This window comes from Paenibacillus sp. ACRRX (assembly GCF_022346885.1).
GTDB lineage: Bacteria > Bacillota > Bacilli > Paenibacillales > Paenibacillaceae > Paenibacillus_B.
Map to the genome: position 1 here is coordinate 193551 of NZ_JAKRNK010000009.1, position 20389 is coordinate 213939.

Genomic DNA, 20389 nt, shown 5'->3' on the forward strand with positions numbered 1-20389 from the left:
CAGTTTATCGTTTCACCACCCTTATCGGGGGTACATATGAAGTAAGTCGTAGATATTTTGTTGTTGTCGGAGTTGCGTGACTAAATGCATATGCAGGCATCATACACTGTGATAACGGTGTGAATATGACATTGCGTCCGTAACATGGTAAAATGAGATTGTATAGGCTTGTGAAGCTAGATAAAGAAAAGAGGTCGGTACCATGAACTTAGTACCTATGGTCATCGAGCAGACGAATCGCGGCGAACGCTCTTACGATATTTATTCTCGGTTGCTGAAAGACCGCATTATTTTCCTTGGCAGCGCTATTGACGATGATGTCGCGAATAGCATTATCGCCCAATTGTTGTTTTTGGCAGCGGATGATCCAGAGAAGGATATCTCCTTATACATCAATTCACCTGGCGGTTCCGTTACAGCTGGGATGGCAATTTTGGATACAATGCAGCATATTAAGCCGGATGTATCCACAATATGTGTAGGTTTGGCAGCGAGTATGGGCTCTTTGCTCTTGACTGCTGGAGCACCTAACAAGCGCTTTGCGCTGCCTAACAGTGAGATTATGATTCATCAGCCGCTTGGCGGCGTGCGTGGTCAAGCGTCTGATATTAAGATTCACGCAGATTGGATTATTAAGACAAGACAGAAGCTCAACCAAATTTACGTGGATCGTACTGGGCAGCCGATGGAGAAGATCGAACGTGATACAGATCGCGATAACTTCATGAGTGCAGAGGATGCTAAAGAATATGGTATCGTTGATACTGTTCTTCAGCCGGGCCACTCGATGATGAAGTAAGGAGGGAATAGCGTGTTCAAATTTAACGAAGAGAAGGGTCAGTTGAAGTGCTCCTTCTGTGGGAAATCCCAAGAACAGGTCCGCAAGTTGGTCGCGGGACCTGGTGTATATATTTGTGATGAGTGCGTTGAACTGTGCAGCGAGATCGTTGAAGAAGAACTCGGTCACGAAGAAGAAGTGGATCTGAAGGATATTCCGAAGCCGAAGGAGATTCGCTCTATTTTGGACCAATACGTTATTGGTCAGGAGCAAGCAAAGAAATCTCTTTCTGTAGCGGTCTATAACCACTACAAGCGTATCAACTCACAGAGTAAGCTGGAAGATGTTGAATTGCAGAAGAGTAATATTCTGCTCGTAGGTCCTACTGGCTCAGGTAAGACCCTGCTTGCACAGACGATGGCGAAGATTTTGAATGTTCCTTTTGCAATTGCGGATGCAACTTCCCTCACGGAAGCTGGATACGTAGGCGAAGACGTGGAGAATATTCTGCTTAAATTAATCCAAGCTGCAGACTATGATGTAGAGAAGGCAGAACGCGGTATTATCTATATCGATGAGATTGATAAAGTAGCCCGCAAGTCTGAGAATCCTTCTATTACACGTGATGTATCTGGTGAAGGCGTTCAGCAAGCGTTGTTGAAGATTCTGGAAGGTACGGTTGCATCGGTTCCTCCACAAGGTGGACGTAAGCATCCGCATCAAGAATTCATCCAGATCGATACAACTAATATCTTGTTTATTTGCGGCGGAGCATTTGATGGCCTAGAGCAGATCATCAAGCGTCGTGTAGGGAAGAAGATTATCGGCTTTAACGCTGATGGCGTTCAGAAGGATTTGAAGGCTGGCGAATATTTGACAATGACATTGCCGGAAGACTTGCTGAAGTTTGGCTTGATTCCGGAGTTCGTAGGTCGCTTGCCTGTCATCTCGACATTGGAGCCGCTTGACGAAGATACACTCGTACGTATTTTGAGCGAACCTAAGAATGCATTGACAAAGCAGTATCAGAAGCTGCTGGAGATGGACAATGTAAAGCTCGAATTCGAGGGTGGTGCGCTCGAAGCGATCGCACGCGAAGCAATTAAGCGTAATACGGGTGCGCGCGGACTTCGTGCGATTATTGAGGGGATTATGCTGGATGTGATGTACGAAGTTCCATCCAGAGAAGATATAACAACGTGTCTCATTACTGAGCAGGTTGTTCGTGAACGAATCATTCCGGAACTAACGGCGGAGAATAAGAAAGAGGAAAGCGCCTAAGGGCGCTTTTCCGGCGTTAATCCGTATGGGAGAGAATGAACATGTATTTGCGCCAACAAACTAGACCTGTACAAGTAGGAAACTTGACGATAGGCGGCAATAATGAAGTGCTTATCCAGAGCATGTGTACCACCAAGACGGCAGACGTCGAGGCAACGGTAGCTGAGATTCTACGGCTGGAGGAAGCGGGTTGTCAGCTAGTACGTGTTACTGTTAACAATCAGGAAGCTGCTGAGGCCATCAAAGAAATTAAGAAGCGGATTCATATCCCGCTTGTAGCGGATATTCACTTTGATTATCGCTTAGCGCTTAAGGCGATTGAGAACGGAATTGATAAAGTTCGTATTAATCCAGGCAATATCGGGCGGCGAGAGAAAGTTGAAGCTGTTGTGAGAGCCTGTAAAGAGCGCGGTATTCCAATTCGTATCGGTGTAAATGCGGGTTCTTTGGAGAATCATTTGTTGGAGAAATACGGTTATCCGACTCCGGAAGCGATGGTAGAGAGTGCTTTATATCATATAGGAATCTTGGAAGAACTCGATTTCCATGATATTATTGTGTCACTCAAAGCTTCGGATGTGCCGATGGCCATCGCAGCTTACTCCAAAGCAGCTGAGGTTATTCCATATCCGCTCCATCTAGGTATAACTGAGGCCGGAACGTTGTTTTCGGGTACAATTAAGAGCTCGGCGGGTCTTGGTGCTCTATTGTCACTTGGAATCGGCTCCACTGTTCGTATTAGCTTAAGTGCAGATCCAGTGGAAGAAGTGAAAGTGGCACGTGAATTGTTAAAGTGTTTCGGACTTATTTCGAATGCTGCTACGTTAGTGTCATGCCCGACATGTGGACGACTTGATATCGATTTATTTTCGATAGCCAATGAAGTAGAAGAGTACATTTCCAAGATCAAGGTACCTATAAAAGTATCTGTTCTTGGGTGTGCGGTTAACGGCCCTGGTGAGGCGCGTGAGGCCGACATTGGGATTGCAGGAGCTCGTGGAGAGGGATTGCTGTTCCGTTATGGTGTCATGATTCGAAAGGTGCCGGAAGCTGAATTGTTAAATGAACTAAAGAAAGAAATTGATCATATTGTAGCAGAGTATGAACGAACAGGTGAAATTCCTGGTCGTAAGCACTAGCAGATACACTAAAGATGTGAGTGTGCTGAAGTTATCAGTGTTTTGTTTGCTATCATGAATATTATACCTCCAAATCTTGCGCAAGCTTGATTTGGAGGTTTTTTGTTGTTAAGTAACGGTGTAACATTACCTTACAGTAATTAACGGGAATTGGATATAAAATAAAGAAAAAAATCCATTAATTATAATAAAAAGACGAATGTAAGCGCTAAACACTAATCATCATCCATATTTTTCATGGTGATTAAAATATTTTATAAGCATTCATAGTTATCATGATGAAGAAGAATGCACATTTTTTTTGCTATTTATAGCTTGATAAGTTACAATCTTAAAATGTTGTGTGTTAAGAAACATGACATAACACCTAGGGGGAATTAGTTTACATCGAGAAGGAAGGGTGCGATTCATGTTTGATCGTTTACAAGAATGGGTAGCTATCTTTAATGAGTATTGGTACTTAATGTTAATTTTTATCCTCATTGTGGTTGGATTGATGTTCTCAATCCGCACTAGATTTGTGCAACTATCAGCTATCGGAGAAACGTTCCGACTTATTACAGGTCGAGAGCGTGAAACCGAATCAGATAAAGACAAAGGGAAAACCGGCGTATCTTCATTCCAGGCTTTTGCGATGAGTACGGCATCACGCGTTGGTACAGGGAATCTGGCAGGGGTTGCAATTGCGATCTCATTAGGAGGACCAGGTGCTGTATTCTGGATGTGGGTTATCGCAATCATTGGGTCTGCATCGGCATTTGTAGAATCGACGTTGGCTCAAATATATAAAGTGCGGGACGGAAACGCATTCCGTGGAGGCCCTGCCTATTATATGGAAAAAGCGCTTAATGCGCGTTGGTTGGGTATTGTTTTTGCAATACTCATCACATTCAGCTTCGGTTTTGTCTTTAACTCCGTTCAGGCCAATACGGTGAGTGCAGCTTTTAGTGATCTGTTTGGCTTCAGCCCGTGGGCGATGGGGGCGACACTGGCTGTATTGGTTATACTCACCATATTTGGTGGTGTGCATCGAATTGCCAAAGTGTCTGCGGTTATAGTACCGATCATGGCGCTTGGATACATTGGAATCGCTTTGTTTGTTATTATGCTTAATTTTGACCGTATTCCTGAAGTGTTTAGCTCCATCATTCGAAATGCTTTCGGGTTTGAAGAGGCCGTAGCAGGTGGTATTGGAGCGGCAATTATGAACGGAATCAAACGTGGCTTGTTCTCGAATGAGGCAGGTATGGGGAGTGCGCCGAACGCGGCGGCTACGGCAGCGGTTAGTCATCCCGTGAAACAAGGGTTAATCCAATCATTTGGCGTATTTGTAGATACCTTGTTAGTGTGCAGCTCTACAGCGTTTATTATTTTGTTCTCTGGAATTCCTACCTCAGGGGAACTTAATGGGATTCAACTTACACAGCATGCGCTTGCAGCTGAAATCGGTGGTTGGGCTCACTACTTTATCGGTTTTGCTGTATTTATGTTCGCATTCAGCTCTTTGATTGGGAATTACTATTACGGCCAAAGCAACATTGAGTTTATTACGAAGAGTAAAGGCTGGATGTTCACCTATCGAGTGGGTGTTGTTCTTATGGTATTGTTCGGATCCGTTGCTAAGATCTCTTTAGTATGGGATATGGCAGATATGTTTATGGGGCTCATGGCGTTTATTAACCTAATCGTCATCTTTATTCTCGGGAGGATTGCAGTTGCGGCGCTTAGAGACTATTCAAAGCAGCGTAAGGAAGGCAAAGAGCCTCAATTTTATGCCGACACGATACCGGGTCTTAAGCACGTAGAATGCTGGGAGCGTCGTCCGTCTGAATCTTGATTAAAGTTTAATTTTATCTGTTCTCTCTTGAAAAGTAACTTATAAGGAGTCCGGCAAAGGGCAATACTACCAAGTATTACACTTTGCCGGACTTTTTTTGCGCCTTGATTAGGTGCTGTAGGCGTCACGGGAGGATGAGATCAGTGAATTTAAGTTTAATACTAATGTTAATTAATGCTTTTTTTGCAATTGTTATTGGAGTTTATTTCTGGAACCTGTTAAGAAGCCAGAAAACAAACCGATCAGCGGTAGACAGAGAATCTCGTAAAGAAATGGATAAACTGCGTAAGATGCGTTCCATATCTTTAACGAAGCCGCTTGCGGAGAAGACGCGGCCGTCAACAATGAATGATATTGTAGGTCAACGAGACGGTCTGCGAGCGATGAAAGCTGCTTTGTGCAGTGCTAATCCACAGCATATCATCGTATATGGACCGCCTGGAGTCGGAAAGACTGCGGCTGCACGTGTTGTGCTGGAAGAAGCCAAGAAGAATCCGACTTCGCCTTTTAATCAAGAATCCAAGTTTACCGAAATTGATGCGACTACGGCTCGATTCGATGAACGCGGCATTGCCGATCCGCTGATTGGTTCTGTGCATGATCCAATCTATCAAGGAGCAGGGGCAATGGGGGTAGCAGGAATTCCGCAACCAAAGCCAGGAGCAGTAACAAAGGCACATGGCGGTATGTTGTTTATCGATGAGATTGGCGAGCTGCACCCTATACAGATGAATAAACTGTTGAAGGTTTTGGAAGATCGAAAAGTATATTTGGAAAGTGCGTATTACAATTCGGAGGATACGCATATCCCTACCTATATACATGATATATTCCAGAACGGACTCCCTGCGGATTTTCGCCTGGTAGGTGCCACCACTCGTTCGCCGCAGGAGATCTCGCCTGCACTGCGTTCTCGGTGCATGGAAATCTTTTTCCGGCCTTTATTGCCCGAAGAGATCGAGACAATTGCTGAAAACGCGGTTAAAAAAATCGGCTTTCCCCCATCGTCTGAAGCGGTACACGTACTTAAGAAGTATGCAACCAATGGGCGAGAAGCGGTTAATATCGTACAGTTGGCGGTGGGATTAGCCTTATCGGAAGGGCGAACAAGCATAGAAGCAGCCGATGTGGAATGGGTCGTGAACAGCTCACAAATCGCGCCTCGTCCAGAACGGAAGATTGGAATTGAACCGCAAGTCGGACTCGTTAACGGATTGGCAGTCTATGGCCCTAATATGGGGTCGCTGTTAGAAATAGAAGTGTCAGCGATACGGATGAAGAATGGTCAAGGTAAGTATACGATTACAGGTGTCGTGGACGAAGAAGAGCTTGGTGGCGGCAGTCGTACGCTCCGTCGTAAAAGCATGGCGAAAGGTTCAATCGAAAATGTGCTTACTGTGCTGAGGGGCTGTGGCTATGAAACGGCAAACTACGATCTCCACATTAATTTCCCTGGAGGCTCGCCAGTGGACGGCCCATCGGCTGGTATTGCGATGGCGGTAGCCATTGCGTCGGCTATTAATCAATGGCCTGTGGACCATAAGTTAGCTATGACAGGGGAAATTGGTGTTCATGGTCGTGTGAAACCAGTAGGTGGTGTGCTTGCTAAGGTGGAGGCGGCATTTCAGGCGGGTGTTACCAGAGTTATGGTGCCGAAAGAAAACTGGCAGGAGATTTTCTCGAATTTGAACGGACTTCAAGTTATTCCGATCGATCATATTGAAGAGGTGCTTCAGCATACATTTGGCAGCCAAATGCGTGAAGATTTGCCGCAAGTGCCGAAGTTATTTGAGCGTAATGCCGTTTCGACTGTTCCGCTGATGCATGCCGAAGGGACAGAAACGAGCCATGCAGATTAATTCGCTTTTAATCTCTTTACAAAATCGGCTGATGCCGGTTGGTGTTTTGTGGCGCAATTTGATAAAATGGTAGTTACACATTTAACAGGAGAACCTTGGGGGTGCCATAATCATGGGGCTTAAACTAGCAAAGGGACGCAAGCTGCCTCTATTACCGCTAAGGGGTCTGCTTGTCTATCCAAGCATGGTTCTGCATCTGGATGTCGGGCGGGACAAATCGGTAAAAGCGCTCGAACAAGCAATGCTGGAAGATCAGATATTGCTCTTAAGCTCGCAGTCGGAGGGCAGTATTGAAGAGCCGACTAAAGATGATATCTTCCAGATCGGCACAATGGCTAAAGTTCGTCAGATGCTGAGACTGCCCAATAATACGATACGAGTATTGGTGGAGGGTGTGTCCCGCGCCGAGATTGTTGAGTACGTGCCTAACGATGAGTATTACGAAGTCCAGGTTCAACTCATCCAGGAGCAGACCGAGCTGACACCAGAGATTGAAGCGTTAATGAGGACGGTATTGTCACAATTCGAAAGTTATGTCAACCTTTCGAAGAAGGTGACGCCTGAGACACTTGCGGCTGTTTCCGATATTGATGAGCCTGGGCGTTTTACAGATGTTGTAGCTAGTCACCTTCCGCTCAAGATGAAAGATAAGCAGCAGATTTTGGAGATAGCCGACGTTAAAGATAGACTTATTCAACTGCTTGATATGTTGAATAATGAAAGTGAAGTTCTTGAACTGGAGCGTAAGATCAATCAGTCTGTGAAGAAACAGATCGAGAAGACCCAGAAAGAGTATTATCTGCGTGAACAGATGAAAGCGATCCAGAAAGAGCTTGGAGATAAAGAAGGACGTGCCGGTGAGATCGAGGAACTTCGGCAGCAATTAGGTGAATTGGAAGCGCCTGATAAAGTCAAAGAGAAGATTACGAAAGAAATCGATCGTCTGGAGAAGATGCCTTCTACTTCTGCAGAAGGTTCTGTTATTCGTAATTATATCGATTGGCTCTTCCATGTGCCGTGGTCGAATGTGTCAGAGGATGATCTGGACCTGGATAAGGCGGAGCAAATACTTGAAGCCGATCATTATGGGTTAGAGAAACCGAAAGAACGCGTCCTAGAGTATCTTGCGGTTCAGCAGCTGGTGAAGCAGATGAAAGGACCGATTCTTTGTCTGGTAGGTCCGCCGGGTGTTGGTAAGACATCATTGGCTCGCTCCATTGCGAAGTCGCTGGAACGCCAATTTGTTCGTATCTCGCTAGGTGGAGTGCGCGATGAAGCAGAAATTCGGGGACACCGTCGAACTTATGTAGGGGCTATGCCGGGCCGAATCGTTCAGGCGCTGAAGACAGCGGGAACGATGAATCCGGTCATGTTGCTAGACGAGATCGACAAGATGGCCTCGGACTTCCGTGGTGATCCATCATCGGCGATGTTGGAAGTGCTTGATCCAGAACAGAACAATACGTTTAGCGATCATTTTATCGAACTGCCTGTGGACTTATCTAAAGTGATGTTTGTTACAACAGCGAATGCGGTACATAATATTCCTCGTCCGCTCCTCGATCGGATGGAGTTAATTTCGTTATCCGGTTATACAGAGCTCGAGAAGCTAGAGATTGCCAAGCGTCACTTACTTCCAAAGCAGAAGCGAGATCATGGGCTGGAGGAAGAACAACTGGTTCTCGACGAAGAGGTCATAACAAGAACGATTCGTTTGTATACACGTGAAGCTGGCGTACGCCAATTGGAGCAACGATTGGCTGCTTTGTGCAGAAAGGCAGCTAAGCGAATCGTCTCGGAGAAGGCAGAGGCTGTAACGATTCAGTCGGAGCAATTGGAGACATACCTAGGCATTCCTCGGTATCGATACGGACAGAGCGAGCAGCATGACCAGATCGGCATTGTGACTGGATTAGCCTGGACAGAGGTTGGCGGTGACACATTGACGATTGAGGTGACGGTTGTTCCAGGCAGCGGCAAGCTGTTGCTGACGGGCAAGCTCGGCGATGTGATGAAGGAATCGGCACAGGCTGCATTCAGCTATGTTCGCTCCAAGGCAGAGCAGCTGAAGCTGGAATCGAACTTCCATGAGAAGGTGGATATTCATATTCACGTGCCTGAAGGCGCGATTCCAAAGGACGGTCCGTCAGCTGGTATTGCCATGGCGACGGCACTAGTGTCCGCCCTGACGAAGTCATATGTGTCTAAGGATGTTGCCATGACGGGGGAGATTACGCTGCGTGGGCGTGTTCTGCCGATTGGTGGGCTGAAGGAGAAGTCTTTGGCTGCGCACCGGGCGGGAATCCGAAAGGTGTTGTTCCCGCACGATAATGAACGTGATTTGCAGGATGTTCCAGAGAGTGTGCGGTCTGAACTAACGTTTGTCCCTGTGCAGAACCTAGATGAAGTGCTGCAGCATGCGATCGTTGCAGAGTAGTCCGTTCGGTTTGTTTGTATCATGTTGCATGTGACCTTTCAGCGGGCGCGGTGTTGCGCCCGCTGTTGTTTTGATTGCGTGTGCTGATTCAGTGCACACGCAGTTGGAGGTTGCGGCAGTATTGTATCATTTATTTTACCTAAATTTAAAAATGACACCGTGTAAGTTTCTAGGTCATACACGAAGGAAGGTGGCACAACGATGAAAATTACATCGGCTGAATTTATTATAAGCGCGGTTGGCCCTGCGCAATATCCAGAGGATGGGCTGCCAGAAGTAGCGCTAGCAGGACGGTCTAACGTTGGCAAGTCGTCGCTTATTAACAAACTGATTCAGCGACGCAACTTGGCTCGTACCAGCTCGCAGCCCGGCAAGACCCAGCAATTAAACTATTATCGTATTAATGAAAATGTATACTTCGTGGATGTTCCTGGATATGGGTTTGCCAAGGTATCCAAGACGCAGCGCGAGGCATGGGGCAAAATGATCGAAGCCTACATCCAAGAACGTGAGCCGCTTAAGCTGGTGATGCAAGTGATTGACCTTCGTCATCCGCCAACTAAAGATGATGTCCTCATGTATAACTGGTTGACACATTATAATATCCCGCTATGTATCGTTGCTACTAAAGCTGACAAGCTGCCAAAAAGCCAATGGCAGAAACACTTGAAGCAGGTTCGAGTGACACTGGGCATGCGACCTGATGCCCCTCTTATTATGTTCTCTGCTGAAACAGGTGCAGGCCGTGAGGAATTGTGGGAAATTATTAACAAGTATGCTGTCCAGAGTCCATCTGAAATAGACGAAGCGAAGACTGTGAATGCGGGGTTGTCCCAGGAGTCGTCAGCGGACGAGCTTGTGTAAATGAATTCGATTAATTGCATGTAAATACGTTAAGGATTCGCTTGAATGCAAGAAACAATACGAATTTTACGTGTGGATTCGGAATTCTTCCGATTTTTTCAGAAATCTAGAGCTATATGCGACCTCAACGACAGGAATTGTTGCTTATGATGTAGTATAATAATGATAAGTAACAGAAGGTTTAAAGAATTGAGGAGATATTTATGGCTAGGCGGTTAGCCACAGAGTATGTGAAGGCCCGTATGCAGTTGACAGAAACTCAGTTGTCCCGATTTATACAATCTTTGGTCGGACAGTCATTAGTCTGGCATGTGAAAGTATTGGAGAACGGTAATCAAGAGGTGGTTCTTGAGGACGATCAGGGCGATGAGGTTACTTTCCTGTTCGAGAAGCAAGGCAATCGGTATGTCTGTGTAACGTCTTGCCGCTTGGTGCATCCAAAGTTAACTCAAGTGATGCATAAACTTGTGGCGACATTCCGCGGAGAAGCGGTGGTCAACCGTATTTTTGCAGGATTTACAATGACTTATTATTATGTAGAAGGTGCAGTTCGGAAGATCGAGGAGTATAAAGACGACCAATTCCGAACAATCTACGAGCATAAAGATACCGTTCGTGAACTGCAGCTATTGTATAAACAGGATACGGTGGAACAAGAAATTTCATATATTCAACGTCGGATTAATCGTCTGCTTGACGCGCGCAACCGCGCCATGACGGATATGGACATCACACATATTGATCAACAACTGAATGAATTGGTTCATCAGCTATTTGTACTGGAAGCTTGAATTGGCAATGTTAGGAAGGCGGTCTCATCTGAGGCCGTCTTCTTCTTTTATATATACAGTAAGGGCTGCGGGGTTTATTTCTCGAACAAACTGGAACAAGCTGTTTGTAAAAAGTGATGAACCGAACAAGCTTCCGAACCATATGTTGATGAAGGGTTCTGAATGTTCGGAACAAATGTCTAATGTAAGATTGAAAAAAAAGGTTGCAATAATTGCTGTAAGATGTTATTTTTAATCTCGTTGAAAACAATATAGGAACCAGGATTCACTCAGGACATTGTATGTTGCGAGAGATTTTTCCCTCGGGAAGTGAATGACGTAGGTCCTAGCGGATGAAATTTTTTTCAAACATTTTATTCCTAGGAAGGGGGAACCGAAAGATGGAATACTCAACTTTCGGAAGACACGTTGCTGTTGATACGTGGGGAGTCGACTTTGACTTACTGAACAATGCTGAATACCTCCAAGCACAACTGGTGGACGCTGCTGAAGCATGCGGTGCGACAGTACTATCTGTTCAAGCCAAGCAATTTGAGCCTCAAGGAGCAACAGTACTTGTGTTGTTGTCGGAAAGTCATCTTTCTATCCACACTTATCCTGAACGTGGATTTGCTGCAATTGATTGTTACACATGTGGAGAAACAGTTGACCCGCAGCTGGCAATTGACTACCTGGTCTCCGTACTGAAACCAGAGAAGACTTATGCAAAAAAATTAGTTCGCGGAATCGGTGAGATGGAAGTTGTAACGCCTGAAATCAAAGTTTCTGAGCTCGTATAATTTCATTTGTCAGTGTTACCGATACGTAGAACGTATCATAGGAACATGTTATGCAGAAAGGCCCGCCATCATCGGCGGGCCTTTTTGTATCCACAAGTATGCTCTTCAACAGTTGTCATATCGGAGGCAATATTTCATATCCTGCTCGGCCCGTCTGCCGCATACATATAAGGAGATAAGCTTATCCAATGCAGCTTATTGTTTATCATTTATGAACCTTTATGATATGTTCAGGAAGGAGGCATGAGCGTCATGCGGAGCAAAATAAGAAAGCCACGCCGCGTTCTAATGGCTGGGCTGGTGCTAATTCTGACAGTGTGGGTTCTAATGCAGTTGTACACGGTATTGTTCGATAGAGAGCTGCCTGGCAATGCAGAACGATCTTTATACGAAGTAGTCAATTTAAATATGAGAATGCTTGAAGGTGCGACACAGAGGGCTAGTAAGGCGACGACAAGCGCTGACTGGAATGAATGGAAAACAAACGTTTATGCCGCTTCGTTTGCACATGAGCGTCTAATACAAGCTGTAGGGGGGAAGACACTTCCCAAGCTGCCTTCTCTCCAGCAAATAGAGGATTATATCACGATTGCACAGATTAGCGGTGATAAGCCGTTGAGTGAAGCAGAACGAAAAATGGCAGCGGAGGCGGTAGGTCTAATGGCGCAAATCTGCCAAAAGTATGAGGGTATTATGAATATGAATGGGCAGCTTATCTCTTCGAAAATTGAAGAATTAGCGTTCGCGGAAAAGCGGCTCCAACACATGCTGATTCTTACTGCAGATGCAGAAAAGTGAGGCTGTAAGCTATTTGCGCGGTCAAGAATTTCTAAGTTGTGTGTAATCCGGCGCAAGGGGAGATAATTGAAGAAACAACGTTGCGAAAGGCAGCTTGATTTGAGTAAAATAGATGTGGATCTATTCAAATCAACGGTTGTATAAGGAACTTAGTAAAGAGAGACAATATAGAACAGTTTAACTGGAATGATTTTCATGGTTTATTCAAATTTAACGGATGTTAAGTTGTCGAACTATGCTATAATGATAATTATTATTATCTCGATAATGTTCTAAATATGTGCAAAGCAGGTGAGCATCCATGCATGTTGTAGTCGTCGGCATGAACTATCGTACGGCGCCTGTCGAAATTCGGGAGAAATTCGCTATTCCTGAAGAGCAGTGGACCGATGCGATTCAACAGCTGAGACGTATAAAGAGTGTGCTTGAATGTGTCATCGTGTCTACATGTAACCGAACTGAAATGTATGTAGTAGTTGATAGGCTTCATATGTGCGGACATTTTATCCGAGGATTCATGGAGCAGTGGTACGACATACCTAGACAGCAGTTCACTCCTTATTTATACATTTATGAAGACGATCAGGCAGTAGAGCATCTATTTCGTGTCACATCAGGGCTAGACTCTATGGTGGTCGGGGAAACTCAGATATTAGGTCAAGTGCGGCAATCCTTTTTATTTGCGCAAAAGCAAGGGACTACTGGCACTTGTTTTAACCATTTGTTCAAGCAAGCGGTCACTTTAGCGAAGCGGGCACATGCGGAGACTAACATTAACGACAACGCAGTGTCTGTCAGTTACGCGGCCGTTGAACTTGGCAAACGGATATTTGGTTCGTTTCAAGGCAAGAAGGTGCTTATACTCGGCGCGGGCAAGATGAGCGAGTTGACGGTAAAGCATCTGTATTCGAATGGTGCTGCTGAGGTTATGGTTGCGAATCGTACGTTGGCGCGTGCAGAGGAATTGGCACGTCAGTTTAAAGGACGGGCCTGCACGTTGGACAATCTGGATACGCTTCTGACAGAAGCAGACATCGTTATTAGCTCGACGGGATCTCCTTCTTATGTGTTAACAGGGAAGGACGTTGAACAAGTTATGAAGCGACGCCGCTCACGTCCCCTATTCTTAATTGATATTGCGGTTCCACGTGATCTTGATCCTGCCATTGCAGATTTATCGAGCGTATTCCTGTACGATATTGACGATCTTGAAGGGATTGTACAGAGCAATCTGGCGCAGCGGAACAAGGAGGCTCTCAAGATCGAGCATATGGTTGCCCATGAGATTAAGCAGTACCACCAGTGGTTGAATATGCTGGGGGTCACGCCGCTTATACGAGCGCTACAATCCAAGGCGGAGCGTATTCATCAGGACACCCTAGACAGTATGTTTAACAAGCTCCCTGACTTGTCGGAGAAAGAAGCGATCATTATCCGCCGACTCACAAAGAGTATGCTGAATCAGATGATGCATGACCCGATTCTCCAGATTAAAGAGCTTGCCGCTAACAGAAATGGTGATGAGGCGCTGCACTATTTCTCAGAGCTGTTTGCGCTGGAAGATGAGCGAGCAGCGACGAACGGCAGCCATGAGCAGCCGTCCAAGTTGAGCGCAGCGCATCCAGTACGCGACACGGCGGATGAGCCGGAGCCGGTAAAGCCTGCATTATCATGGGCTGCTGTCACATGGTAATGGACGTATGACGGGAGGCGACAGGCGCACATGGTAACCAGTAGTTGGACCTACGATGCGATTATTTACACATATGCCCTGAGCCTTCTGTTTTATTTCTCTGATGTTGTAGGTGTGAATCGGAGAGCGAAGCGGATGGGCACAGGGCTTCTTATTTTTGTATGGGTGCTGCAGACGGTCTTTTTGCTGGTACGCGTATTGCGGCATCAGGACGTGCCAATGTTCAGCAGCTTTGAATTTATGTTTCTCTTCTCATGGATATTAGTGACGACATCATTAGTGATTAGCCGATTTTTCCATATTGAGTTTATCGTCTTTTTTGTGAATTTAATCGGGTTTGCCTTATTAATTGTAAATATGTTAAATGATCCAACTGCGCCGTCTGTAATGAAAGAATGGGAAATGATGAGGAACGTCCTTACGTTTCATATTGCCCTTGCTGCATGTGGATTTGCAGCGCTTACGGTTAGTGCGATTTACGCAGCGATGTATGCATTTCTACATCAACGGCTGAAGTCCAAGAAATGGTCGGATGCTGTTCGCCGTCTCCCAAGTTTGGAACGAATGGAACGATCTTCCTTTATTGCGTGTTCCATCGGCATGCCGTTATTTTTATTATCTTTATCTGTGGCCGTTGTTGCGGTGCTTCTTGGGAACCGTATGGAGCTGCTCCTTGACTTTAAAGTCTGGTTTACAATAGCGGTTCTAGTTTTGTACGGTGTATATTTGATTAAGAGGCGAGGCGGATCACTGACAGGTTTGCAAATTGTATGTTTTAATATGATCTGTTACGCGGTGATGTTGCTTAATTATGGTCTTAATGCTGTATCGACATTCCACCGCTGGATGGGAGCTTGATGATATGAATGAGCAGCTGCAAGAGACTGTTGCATTGATCGATGATTGCCCGCAGTATGCTATTATGCTGAACGTAAAGCATAAGCGCTGCGTTGTGGTAGGCGGCGGTCAAGTCGCAACGCGAAAAGTGAAGCAGCTGCTCGAAAGTGGCGCCGAAGTGACCGTAGTCAGTCCGACGCTGACACGGACGCTTTGGCGCTTCGTGCAAGATGGCACTATTTCGGTTGAGGAACGAGGCTATGTAACGGATGATGTGAAGGATGCCTTTCTTATATTTGCGGCGACGGATAATCACAGAGTGAACTTGATGATCGCAGAGGATGCAAAGCAAGAACGGGTTATGGTTAACGTAGCACATGCACCGGATCAGTCGGATTTTACGAATCCAGGTGTTTTGCGATACGGGCCTGTGCAGATTAATGTGTCTACAGGCGGAGCCAGTCCTACGTTGACGCGTCATATTGTGGACAAAGTAGATCGCATTATTGATGAGCGTCTTGGTCTGCTGGCAGAGCATCTTTATGCCGCGCGGTTACAGGTGCAGCAATGCAAGATAGATGGGCCAGCCAGACATGAATTGCTCCGTCAGTACGGAGATGCATGCTGGCAATCTTGGGAGCATAATGCTCCTTTTCCTGTATGGAATGAGTGGTTGGAACAACATTACACAGCAGCGACGTTAAGCAGGGAGGAAGCAGAATGAGAAAGATTCGTGTAGGTACACGTCAGAGCGCACTTGCATTAACACAAACAGGCCAAGTAATCGCGGCGTTGGAGGCGATTTGCCGTGAGTACGATTTGCCGTTCGAATTTGAGATGCATAAGATAGTGACCAAAGGCGATCGTATTTTAGATGTGACGTTGTCCAAGGTTGGCGGCAAGGGGCTGTTTGTCAAAGAAATCGAGCAGGCGCTTATCGATAACGAGATTGATATGGCAGTACATAGTATGAAGGACATGCCTTGGGAGCTGCCGACAGGTCTTTGCATCGGTGCGATTCCGAAGCGGGTTGATCCGCGCGATTGCCTAATTATGAGCAAAGGCTCCTCTATAGATGATCTTCCGCAAGGAGCTAAGGTAGGCACAAGCAGTTTACGTCGATCCTCGCAGCTTCAAGCCTATCGAAAGGATCTGGTCATCGAACCTCTTCGAGGTAATATCGATACTCGATTGAAGAAGCTTCAAACAGAAGGTTTTGATGCGATCGTCCTTGCTGCAGCCGGGCTTTTTCGGATGGATTGGGAGGACAAGATTACATCGCATATCCCAATAGATATTAGCCTTCCAGCAGTTGGACAGGGGGCGCTTGCAATTGAATGCCGTGAAGAGGATGAGCAGCTGCTGCAGTTGCTTGAACACTACCATAGTGAAGATACGGCGCGTGCTGTTCGGGCGGAACGGGCATTTTTAGGACGTATGAACGGCGGCTGTCAAATTCCAATTGGTGCGTATGCTGCTCAACATGAGCAGACTGGACAACTAACGCTGACAGGCATGGTTGGCTCTCCAGATGGTAGCACTATTCTTAAAGTTGTTAAAGAGGGCGATCACCCTGAGAATTTGGGAAATGCAGTAGCGGAAGAATTGCTGAGCCAGGGTGCGGAACAACTACTTGGTCCATTGAGGGGTTGATATTTATGGGGGGAAGCGATCGTGGCGTCATGCAAGGAAGCTTAGAAGTGAGCACGGTTGGTGTTGTATATTTGGTTGGAGCTGGGCCTGGGGATGCAGGGCTGATCACAGTCAAGGGCATGCGTTATTTGCAAGAAGCAGATGTGGTCGTCTATGACCGACTCGCTGGCCCACGCCTGATACAGATGGCTAAACCAGGCGCAGTCAAAATATATGTCGGGAAGCTTCCAGACCGGCACGCTATGAAGCAAGAACAGATCAATCAACTGCTCGTTGAGTTGGCATTGGAAGGAAAGCGTGTGATTCGGCTTAAAGGCGGCGATCCCTGCGTATTCGGACGTGTCGGAGAAGAAGCAGCACTGTTGAAGCAGCACGGCGTGCCTTTTGAGATTGTACCGGGTGTAACTTCTGCAGTAGCGGTTCCCGCTTATGCAGGTATCCCCGTTACCCATCGGGAACGTGCATCTTCCTTTAGTGTAATTACCGGACATGAGATGCCCGAACGACTGGATGAGCGTGTGGACTGGGAAAAGCTTACACAAGCAACAGGCACATTGTTGTTTCTTATGGGAGTTGGGCGAATTCGTGTTATTGCAGAGCAATTGGTTCGACACGGACGTTCGCCAGAAACACCAGTAGCCATCGTTCGCTGGGGGACGCGTGCTGAGCAGCAGACCCTTGTAGGCACATTGTCCACAATTGCGGATGAAGTAGCACGGACAGGCTTTAGTTCGCCTGCTGTAATTGTGGTTGGTGATGTTGTGCTTGAACGTGAACTGCTGCAATGGGCAGAAATGCGGCCGTTGTTCGGGCAACGTGTACTGATCACACGTGCACGCACACAATCAGAAACGTTTGTGCGTGCGATTGAAGATCTTGGCGGTGAACCGTACGAGTATCCGGTTATTGAGGTTCGTATGCCTCGTGACGAGCAGCAGTTGGAGCAGATTGATCGTGTTATGGCTAGACTGCATTCTTATGATTGGATCGTGCTGACAAGCGCAAACGGTGTCCAATACTGGATGGAGCATATGAAGCGTACGAAGACGGATATTCGTCGTATAGCAGGGGCGCGCATGGTGGCAGTAGGGCCCAAGACGGCTCAGGCCATGCAGGAGTACGGAATTATTCCTGATCGAGTCGCGGAACAGTTTAGTCAAGAAGGGGTATGGTCGATCCTTGAGCAGGAAGCACAACCAGGACAACAAGTGCTTCTGGCGAGAGGTGATCTTGCGCGACCTTGGTTGGGCGAGATGTTGCGCGGTGCTCAGATACAGGTAGATGAGCTTGACATATACGAAACAATCCTTCCCGACAACAACGATCCGCATATGGTGGAGCTGCTGCAAGAAGGTGCAATTCAAATTGTGCCGTTAACCAGTTCGTCTACTGTTCATAACCTGCTCGAATTGCTCCATCAGTCTGGGGTAGAGAATGCGGTAGAGCTTTTGAACCAGACCATTATCATATGTATTGGTGAGATTACAGCGAATACAGCGCGGAATGCCGGATTGAAAGTAGCGGCAGTGGCGAAAGAAGCAACGATGGACGGTGTTATGGAGAGCATCCTGCATGTCGTGGAACTGCAGCGCCGAGAAATGAGAGAATATTGCTAGATAACGTCTATTGCATACTGATGAATACAATGGATGTTGTGTGCGATATTAGAAGTGTGGCAATCAAAAGGTTTGCTGTAATTCCATTATTGGATAAATGACAAAGATTAATAATAACCAAAGGATGTAATGCCTGAATAGGGCTGAAGGAGGACATTGATAATGGCATATCCGATTACACGATTACGTCGTTTGCGTAAGACAGCAGGAATTCGTAGTATGGTGCGTGAAACGATCTTGACGACAGATGACCTGCTCATGCCTATTTTTGTTACACATGGCACTCAAATAAAAGAAGAGATCAGTTCGATGCCAGGTATTTATCATTTTTCACTGGATATGCTTGATGTTGAAGTAGATGAGATCGTTCGCCTTGGCGTTCCTGGAATCGTATTGTTTGGCGTACCAGCGTCAAAAGACGCGACGGGCAGTTCAGCATACGATACCAATGGTATTGTTCAACAAGCGACTCGCCAAATTAAAGCGAAATATCCGGATCTGGTGATTGTTGCGGACACATGCTTATGTCAATTTACCGATCATGGTCACTGTGGAATGGTGCACGTCCATGAGGTGAATGGTCGCACAGTAGGTGATGTTGACAACGACGCTTCGCTTGCGTACTTGGTAAAGACCGCAGTATCCCAAGCGGAAGCAGGAGCGGACATCATCGCACCTTCCAATATGATGGACGGATTCGTCCATGCGATTCGATCAGGATTAGATGAGGCAGGATTCACAGACATTCCCATTATGTCGTATTCTGTAAAGTATGCATCGGCGTTCTACGGTCCTTTCCGTGAAGCGGCGCATTCGACACCTCAATTCGGAGATCGCAAGACGTATCAGATGGACCCGGCCAATGCGCGTGAAGCATTGCGTGAAGCAGAAGCGGATGCGGTAGAAGGCGCCGATATGCTTATGGTCAAGCCCGCGCTTGCCTATATGGACATCATTCGTACGCTGCGCAACCGATTCGATCTTCCGATCGTGGCCTACAATGTCAGTGGAGAATATTCTATGGTTAAAGCAGCTGCTCTCCAAGGCTGGGTAGATGAGCGAGCAATCGTGAGTGAGATGCTGCTTGGTATGAAGCGTGCAGGAGCAGACCTTATTATTACGTACTTTGCCAAAGATATGGCTAGATGGTTGAACAATTAGTACCTGCATGTTGTAAACCTGAATCAGGATGTAAAACAGGCCGATGAGGACACGACAATCCACAACTGGATTGCCATTGTTCCTGATCGACCTGTGAAATAAGTACAGAGCTTTCCTATCCTACATAACTGCTTTGATACAGCTTTGTCACGTCTAGTGTATACTCTTTGCGTCCTAGCGTTAGGATACGTTGATGTTCTAATTCTCGTAACACTTCATCAAGGACCAGAAGATCAACGCCTGCAAGACCTGACATAGAATTACGATCGAACTCAGAGCAAATAACAATTTTGTCGCCGACTCGTCTGCCATGAAGCTGCGCATTCCTTACAATGTTCTTAACGATGCGTGCGGAAGGATCAAGGAACGTCAGATCATACACATCTCCGTTCGTTGCACGCAACCGACTGCACAACTGAACCATAACTTTCTGTGCAATATCGTAATGTGCCCGCAGCAGTAGATGGAAGCTTTCATTGGTGACGGTTAGGAGCACGGTCTCTTCCAGCGATTCCGCTGTAGCAGAGCGTGGCTTGCCGTCAATGAGTGCGAGCTCGCCGAAGCAGTCACCTGTTTGAAATACGTCCAGTATCTTCTGTTGCCCTTCCTTATTGGAGGTAAACACTTTTACGGAACCGCGAATGATGATATAAAAAGTGTTTCCAGGATCGCCTTGCTTAAAAAGTACAGTTTGCGCGGCAAATTCATGGCGTGATGTGATAGAAAAGACGATATTAAGCTGATCGTCCGTCATATCCGCAAACAGCGGAACACGTTTAAGTAATTCAATCATGACTGTTACCTCTTTTTGCCCATGCCAATTTTCTAATAGTTTAACATATTCAATAAGATGAATATAGATAGGA

At 46.3% G+C, this 20389-nt stretch carries 17 protein-coding genes; 16 read left to right on the forward strand and 1 reads right to left on the reverse strand.

Going from position 1 to position 20389, the window contains the following annotated elements; translation table 11 throughout:
* Window positions 1–202 precede the first annotated feature (202 nt).
* The 16 genes from clpP (at window position 203) to hemB (ending at window position 19523) form a co-directional block, all read left to right on the forward strand.
* The gene (gene clpP / locus MH117_RS22440; protein WP_239332674.1) at window positions 203–799 is read left to right on the forward strand and encodes an ATP-dependent Clp endopeptidase proteolytic subunit ClpP; all 597 of its coding nucleotides are present in this window, start codon (window positions 203–205) and stop codon (window positions 797–799) included.
* 12 nt (window positions 800–811) lie between these two features.
* Window positions 812–2059, forward strand: coding sequence for an ATP-dependent protease ATP-binding subunit ClpX (clpX, locus tag MH117_RS22445; RefSeq protein WP_239332676.1), 1248 nt, complete (start codon window positions 812–814; stop codon window positions 2057–2059).
* Between the two features lie 41 nt (window positions 2060–2100).
* Window positions 2101–3198: a flavodoxin-dependent (E)-4-hydroxy-3-methylbut-2-enyl-diphosphate synthase gene (ispG, locus tag MH117_RS22450; RefSeq protein ID WP_239332678.1), complete on the forward strand. Its 1098-nt coding sequence runs from the start codon at window positions 2101–2103 to the stop codon at window positions 3196–3198.
* Between the two features lie 409 nt (window positions 3199–3607).
* Complete coding sequence (locus MH117_RS22455) at window positions 3608–5035, forward strand: alanine/glycine:cation symporter family protein (RefSeq protein ID WP_239332680.1); 1428 nt, start codon at window positions 3608–3610, stop codon at window positions 5033–5035.
* A 143-nt stretch (window positions 5036–5178) separates the two neighbouring features.
* Complete coding sequence (gene lonB, locus MH117_RS22460; RefSeq protein ID WP_239332682.1) at window positions 5179–6894, forward strand: ATP-dependent protease LonB; 1716 nt, start codon at window positions 5179–5181, stop codon at window positions 6892–6894.
* Between the two features lie 112 nt (window positions 6895–7006).
* Window positions 7007–9331 (forward strand): endopeptidase La, encoded by a 2325-nt coding sequence (lon, locus tag MH117_RS22465; protein ID WP_239332684.1) that lies wholly within the window; start codon window positions 7007–7009, stop codon window positions 9329–9331.
* 201 nt (window positions 9332–9532) lie between these two features.
* A complete protein-coding gene (yihA, locus tag MH117_RS22470) occupies window positions 9533–10195 on the forward strand; it encodes a ribosome biogenesis GTP-binding protein YihA/YsxC (protein WP_239332686.1) in 663 nt (220 codons plus the stop codon).
* A 203-nt stretch (window positions 10196–10398) separates the two neighbouring features.
* Window positions 10399–10986 (forward strand): non-ribosomal peptide synthetase module, encoded by a 588-nt coding sequence (locus MH117_RS22475; RefSeq protein ID WP_239332688.1) that lies wholly within the window; start codon window positions 10399–10401, stop codon window positions 10984–10986.
* A gap of 380 nt (window positions 10987–11366) precedes the next feature.
* Entirely contained in the window at window positions 11367–11765 is a 399-nt protein-coding gene (gene speD / locus MH117_RS22480) for an adenosylmethionine decarboxylase (RefSeq protein ID WP_028543558.1), read from the forward strand.
* 252 nt (window positions 11766–12017) lie between these two features.
* Window positions 12018–12563, forward strand: coding sequence for a hypothetical protein (locus MH117_RS22485; RefSeq protein ID WP_239332690.1), 546 nt, complete (start codon window positions 12018–12020; stop codon window positions 12561–12563).
* A 301-nt stretch (window positions 12564–12864) separates the two neighbouring features.
* The gene (hemA, locus tag MH117_RS22490; RefSeq protein WP_239332692.1) at window positions 12865–14256 is read left to right on the forward strand and encodes a glutamyl-tRNA reductase; all 1392 of its coding nucleotides are present in this window, start codon (window positions 12865–12867) and stop codon (window positions 14254–14256) included.
* A gap of 30 nt (window positions 14257–14286) precedes the next feature.
* Window positions 14287–15114, forward strand: coding sequence for a cytochrome C assembly family protein (locus tag MH117_RS22495; protein ID WP_239332694.1), 828 nt, complete (start codon window positions 14287–14289; stop codon window positions 15112–15114).
* Between the two features lie 4 nt (window positions 15115–15118).
* Complete coding sequence (locus MH117_RS22500) at window positions 15119–15817, forward strand: precorrin-2 dehydrogenase/sirohydrochlorin ferrochelatase family protein (RefSeq protein WP_239332696.1); 699 nt, start codon at window positions 15119–15121, stop codon at window positions 15815–15817.
* Window positions 15814–16746 (forward strand): hydroxymethylbilane synthase, encoded by a 933-nt coding sequence (gene hemC / locus MH117_RS22505; RefSeq protein WP_239332698.1) that lies wholly within the window; start codon window positions 15814–15816, stop codon window positions 16744–16746. Before MH117_RS22500 ends, hemC begins: the two co-directional genes overlap by 4 nt.
* A 5-nt stretch (window positions 16747–16751) precedes the next feature.
* Window positions 16752–18362 (forward strand): uroporphyrinogen-III C-methyltransferase, encoded by a 1611-nt coding sequence (cobA, locus tag MH117_RS22510; protein WP_239332700.1) that lies wholly within the window; start codon window positions 16752–16754, stop codon window positions 18360–18362.
* Between the two features lie 162 nt (window positions 18363–18524).
* Window positions 18525–19523 (forward strand): porphobilinogen synthase, encoded by a 999-nt coding sequence (gene hemB / locus MH117_RS22515; protein ID WP_239332702.1) that lies wholly within the window; start codon window positions 18525–18527, stop codon window positions 19521–19523.
* A 115-nt stretch (window positions 19524–19638) separates the two neighbouring features.
* Here hemB and MH117_RS22520 read toward each other — a convergent pair whose 3' ends face one another.
* Window positions 19639–20316: a Crp/Fnr family transcriptional regulator gene (locus tag MH117_RS22520; protein WP_239332704.1), complete on the reverse strand. Its 678-nt coding sequence runs from the start codon at window positions 20314–20316 to the stop codon at window positions 19639–19641.
* Window positions 20317–20389: the final 73 nt, after the last annotated feature.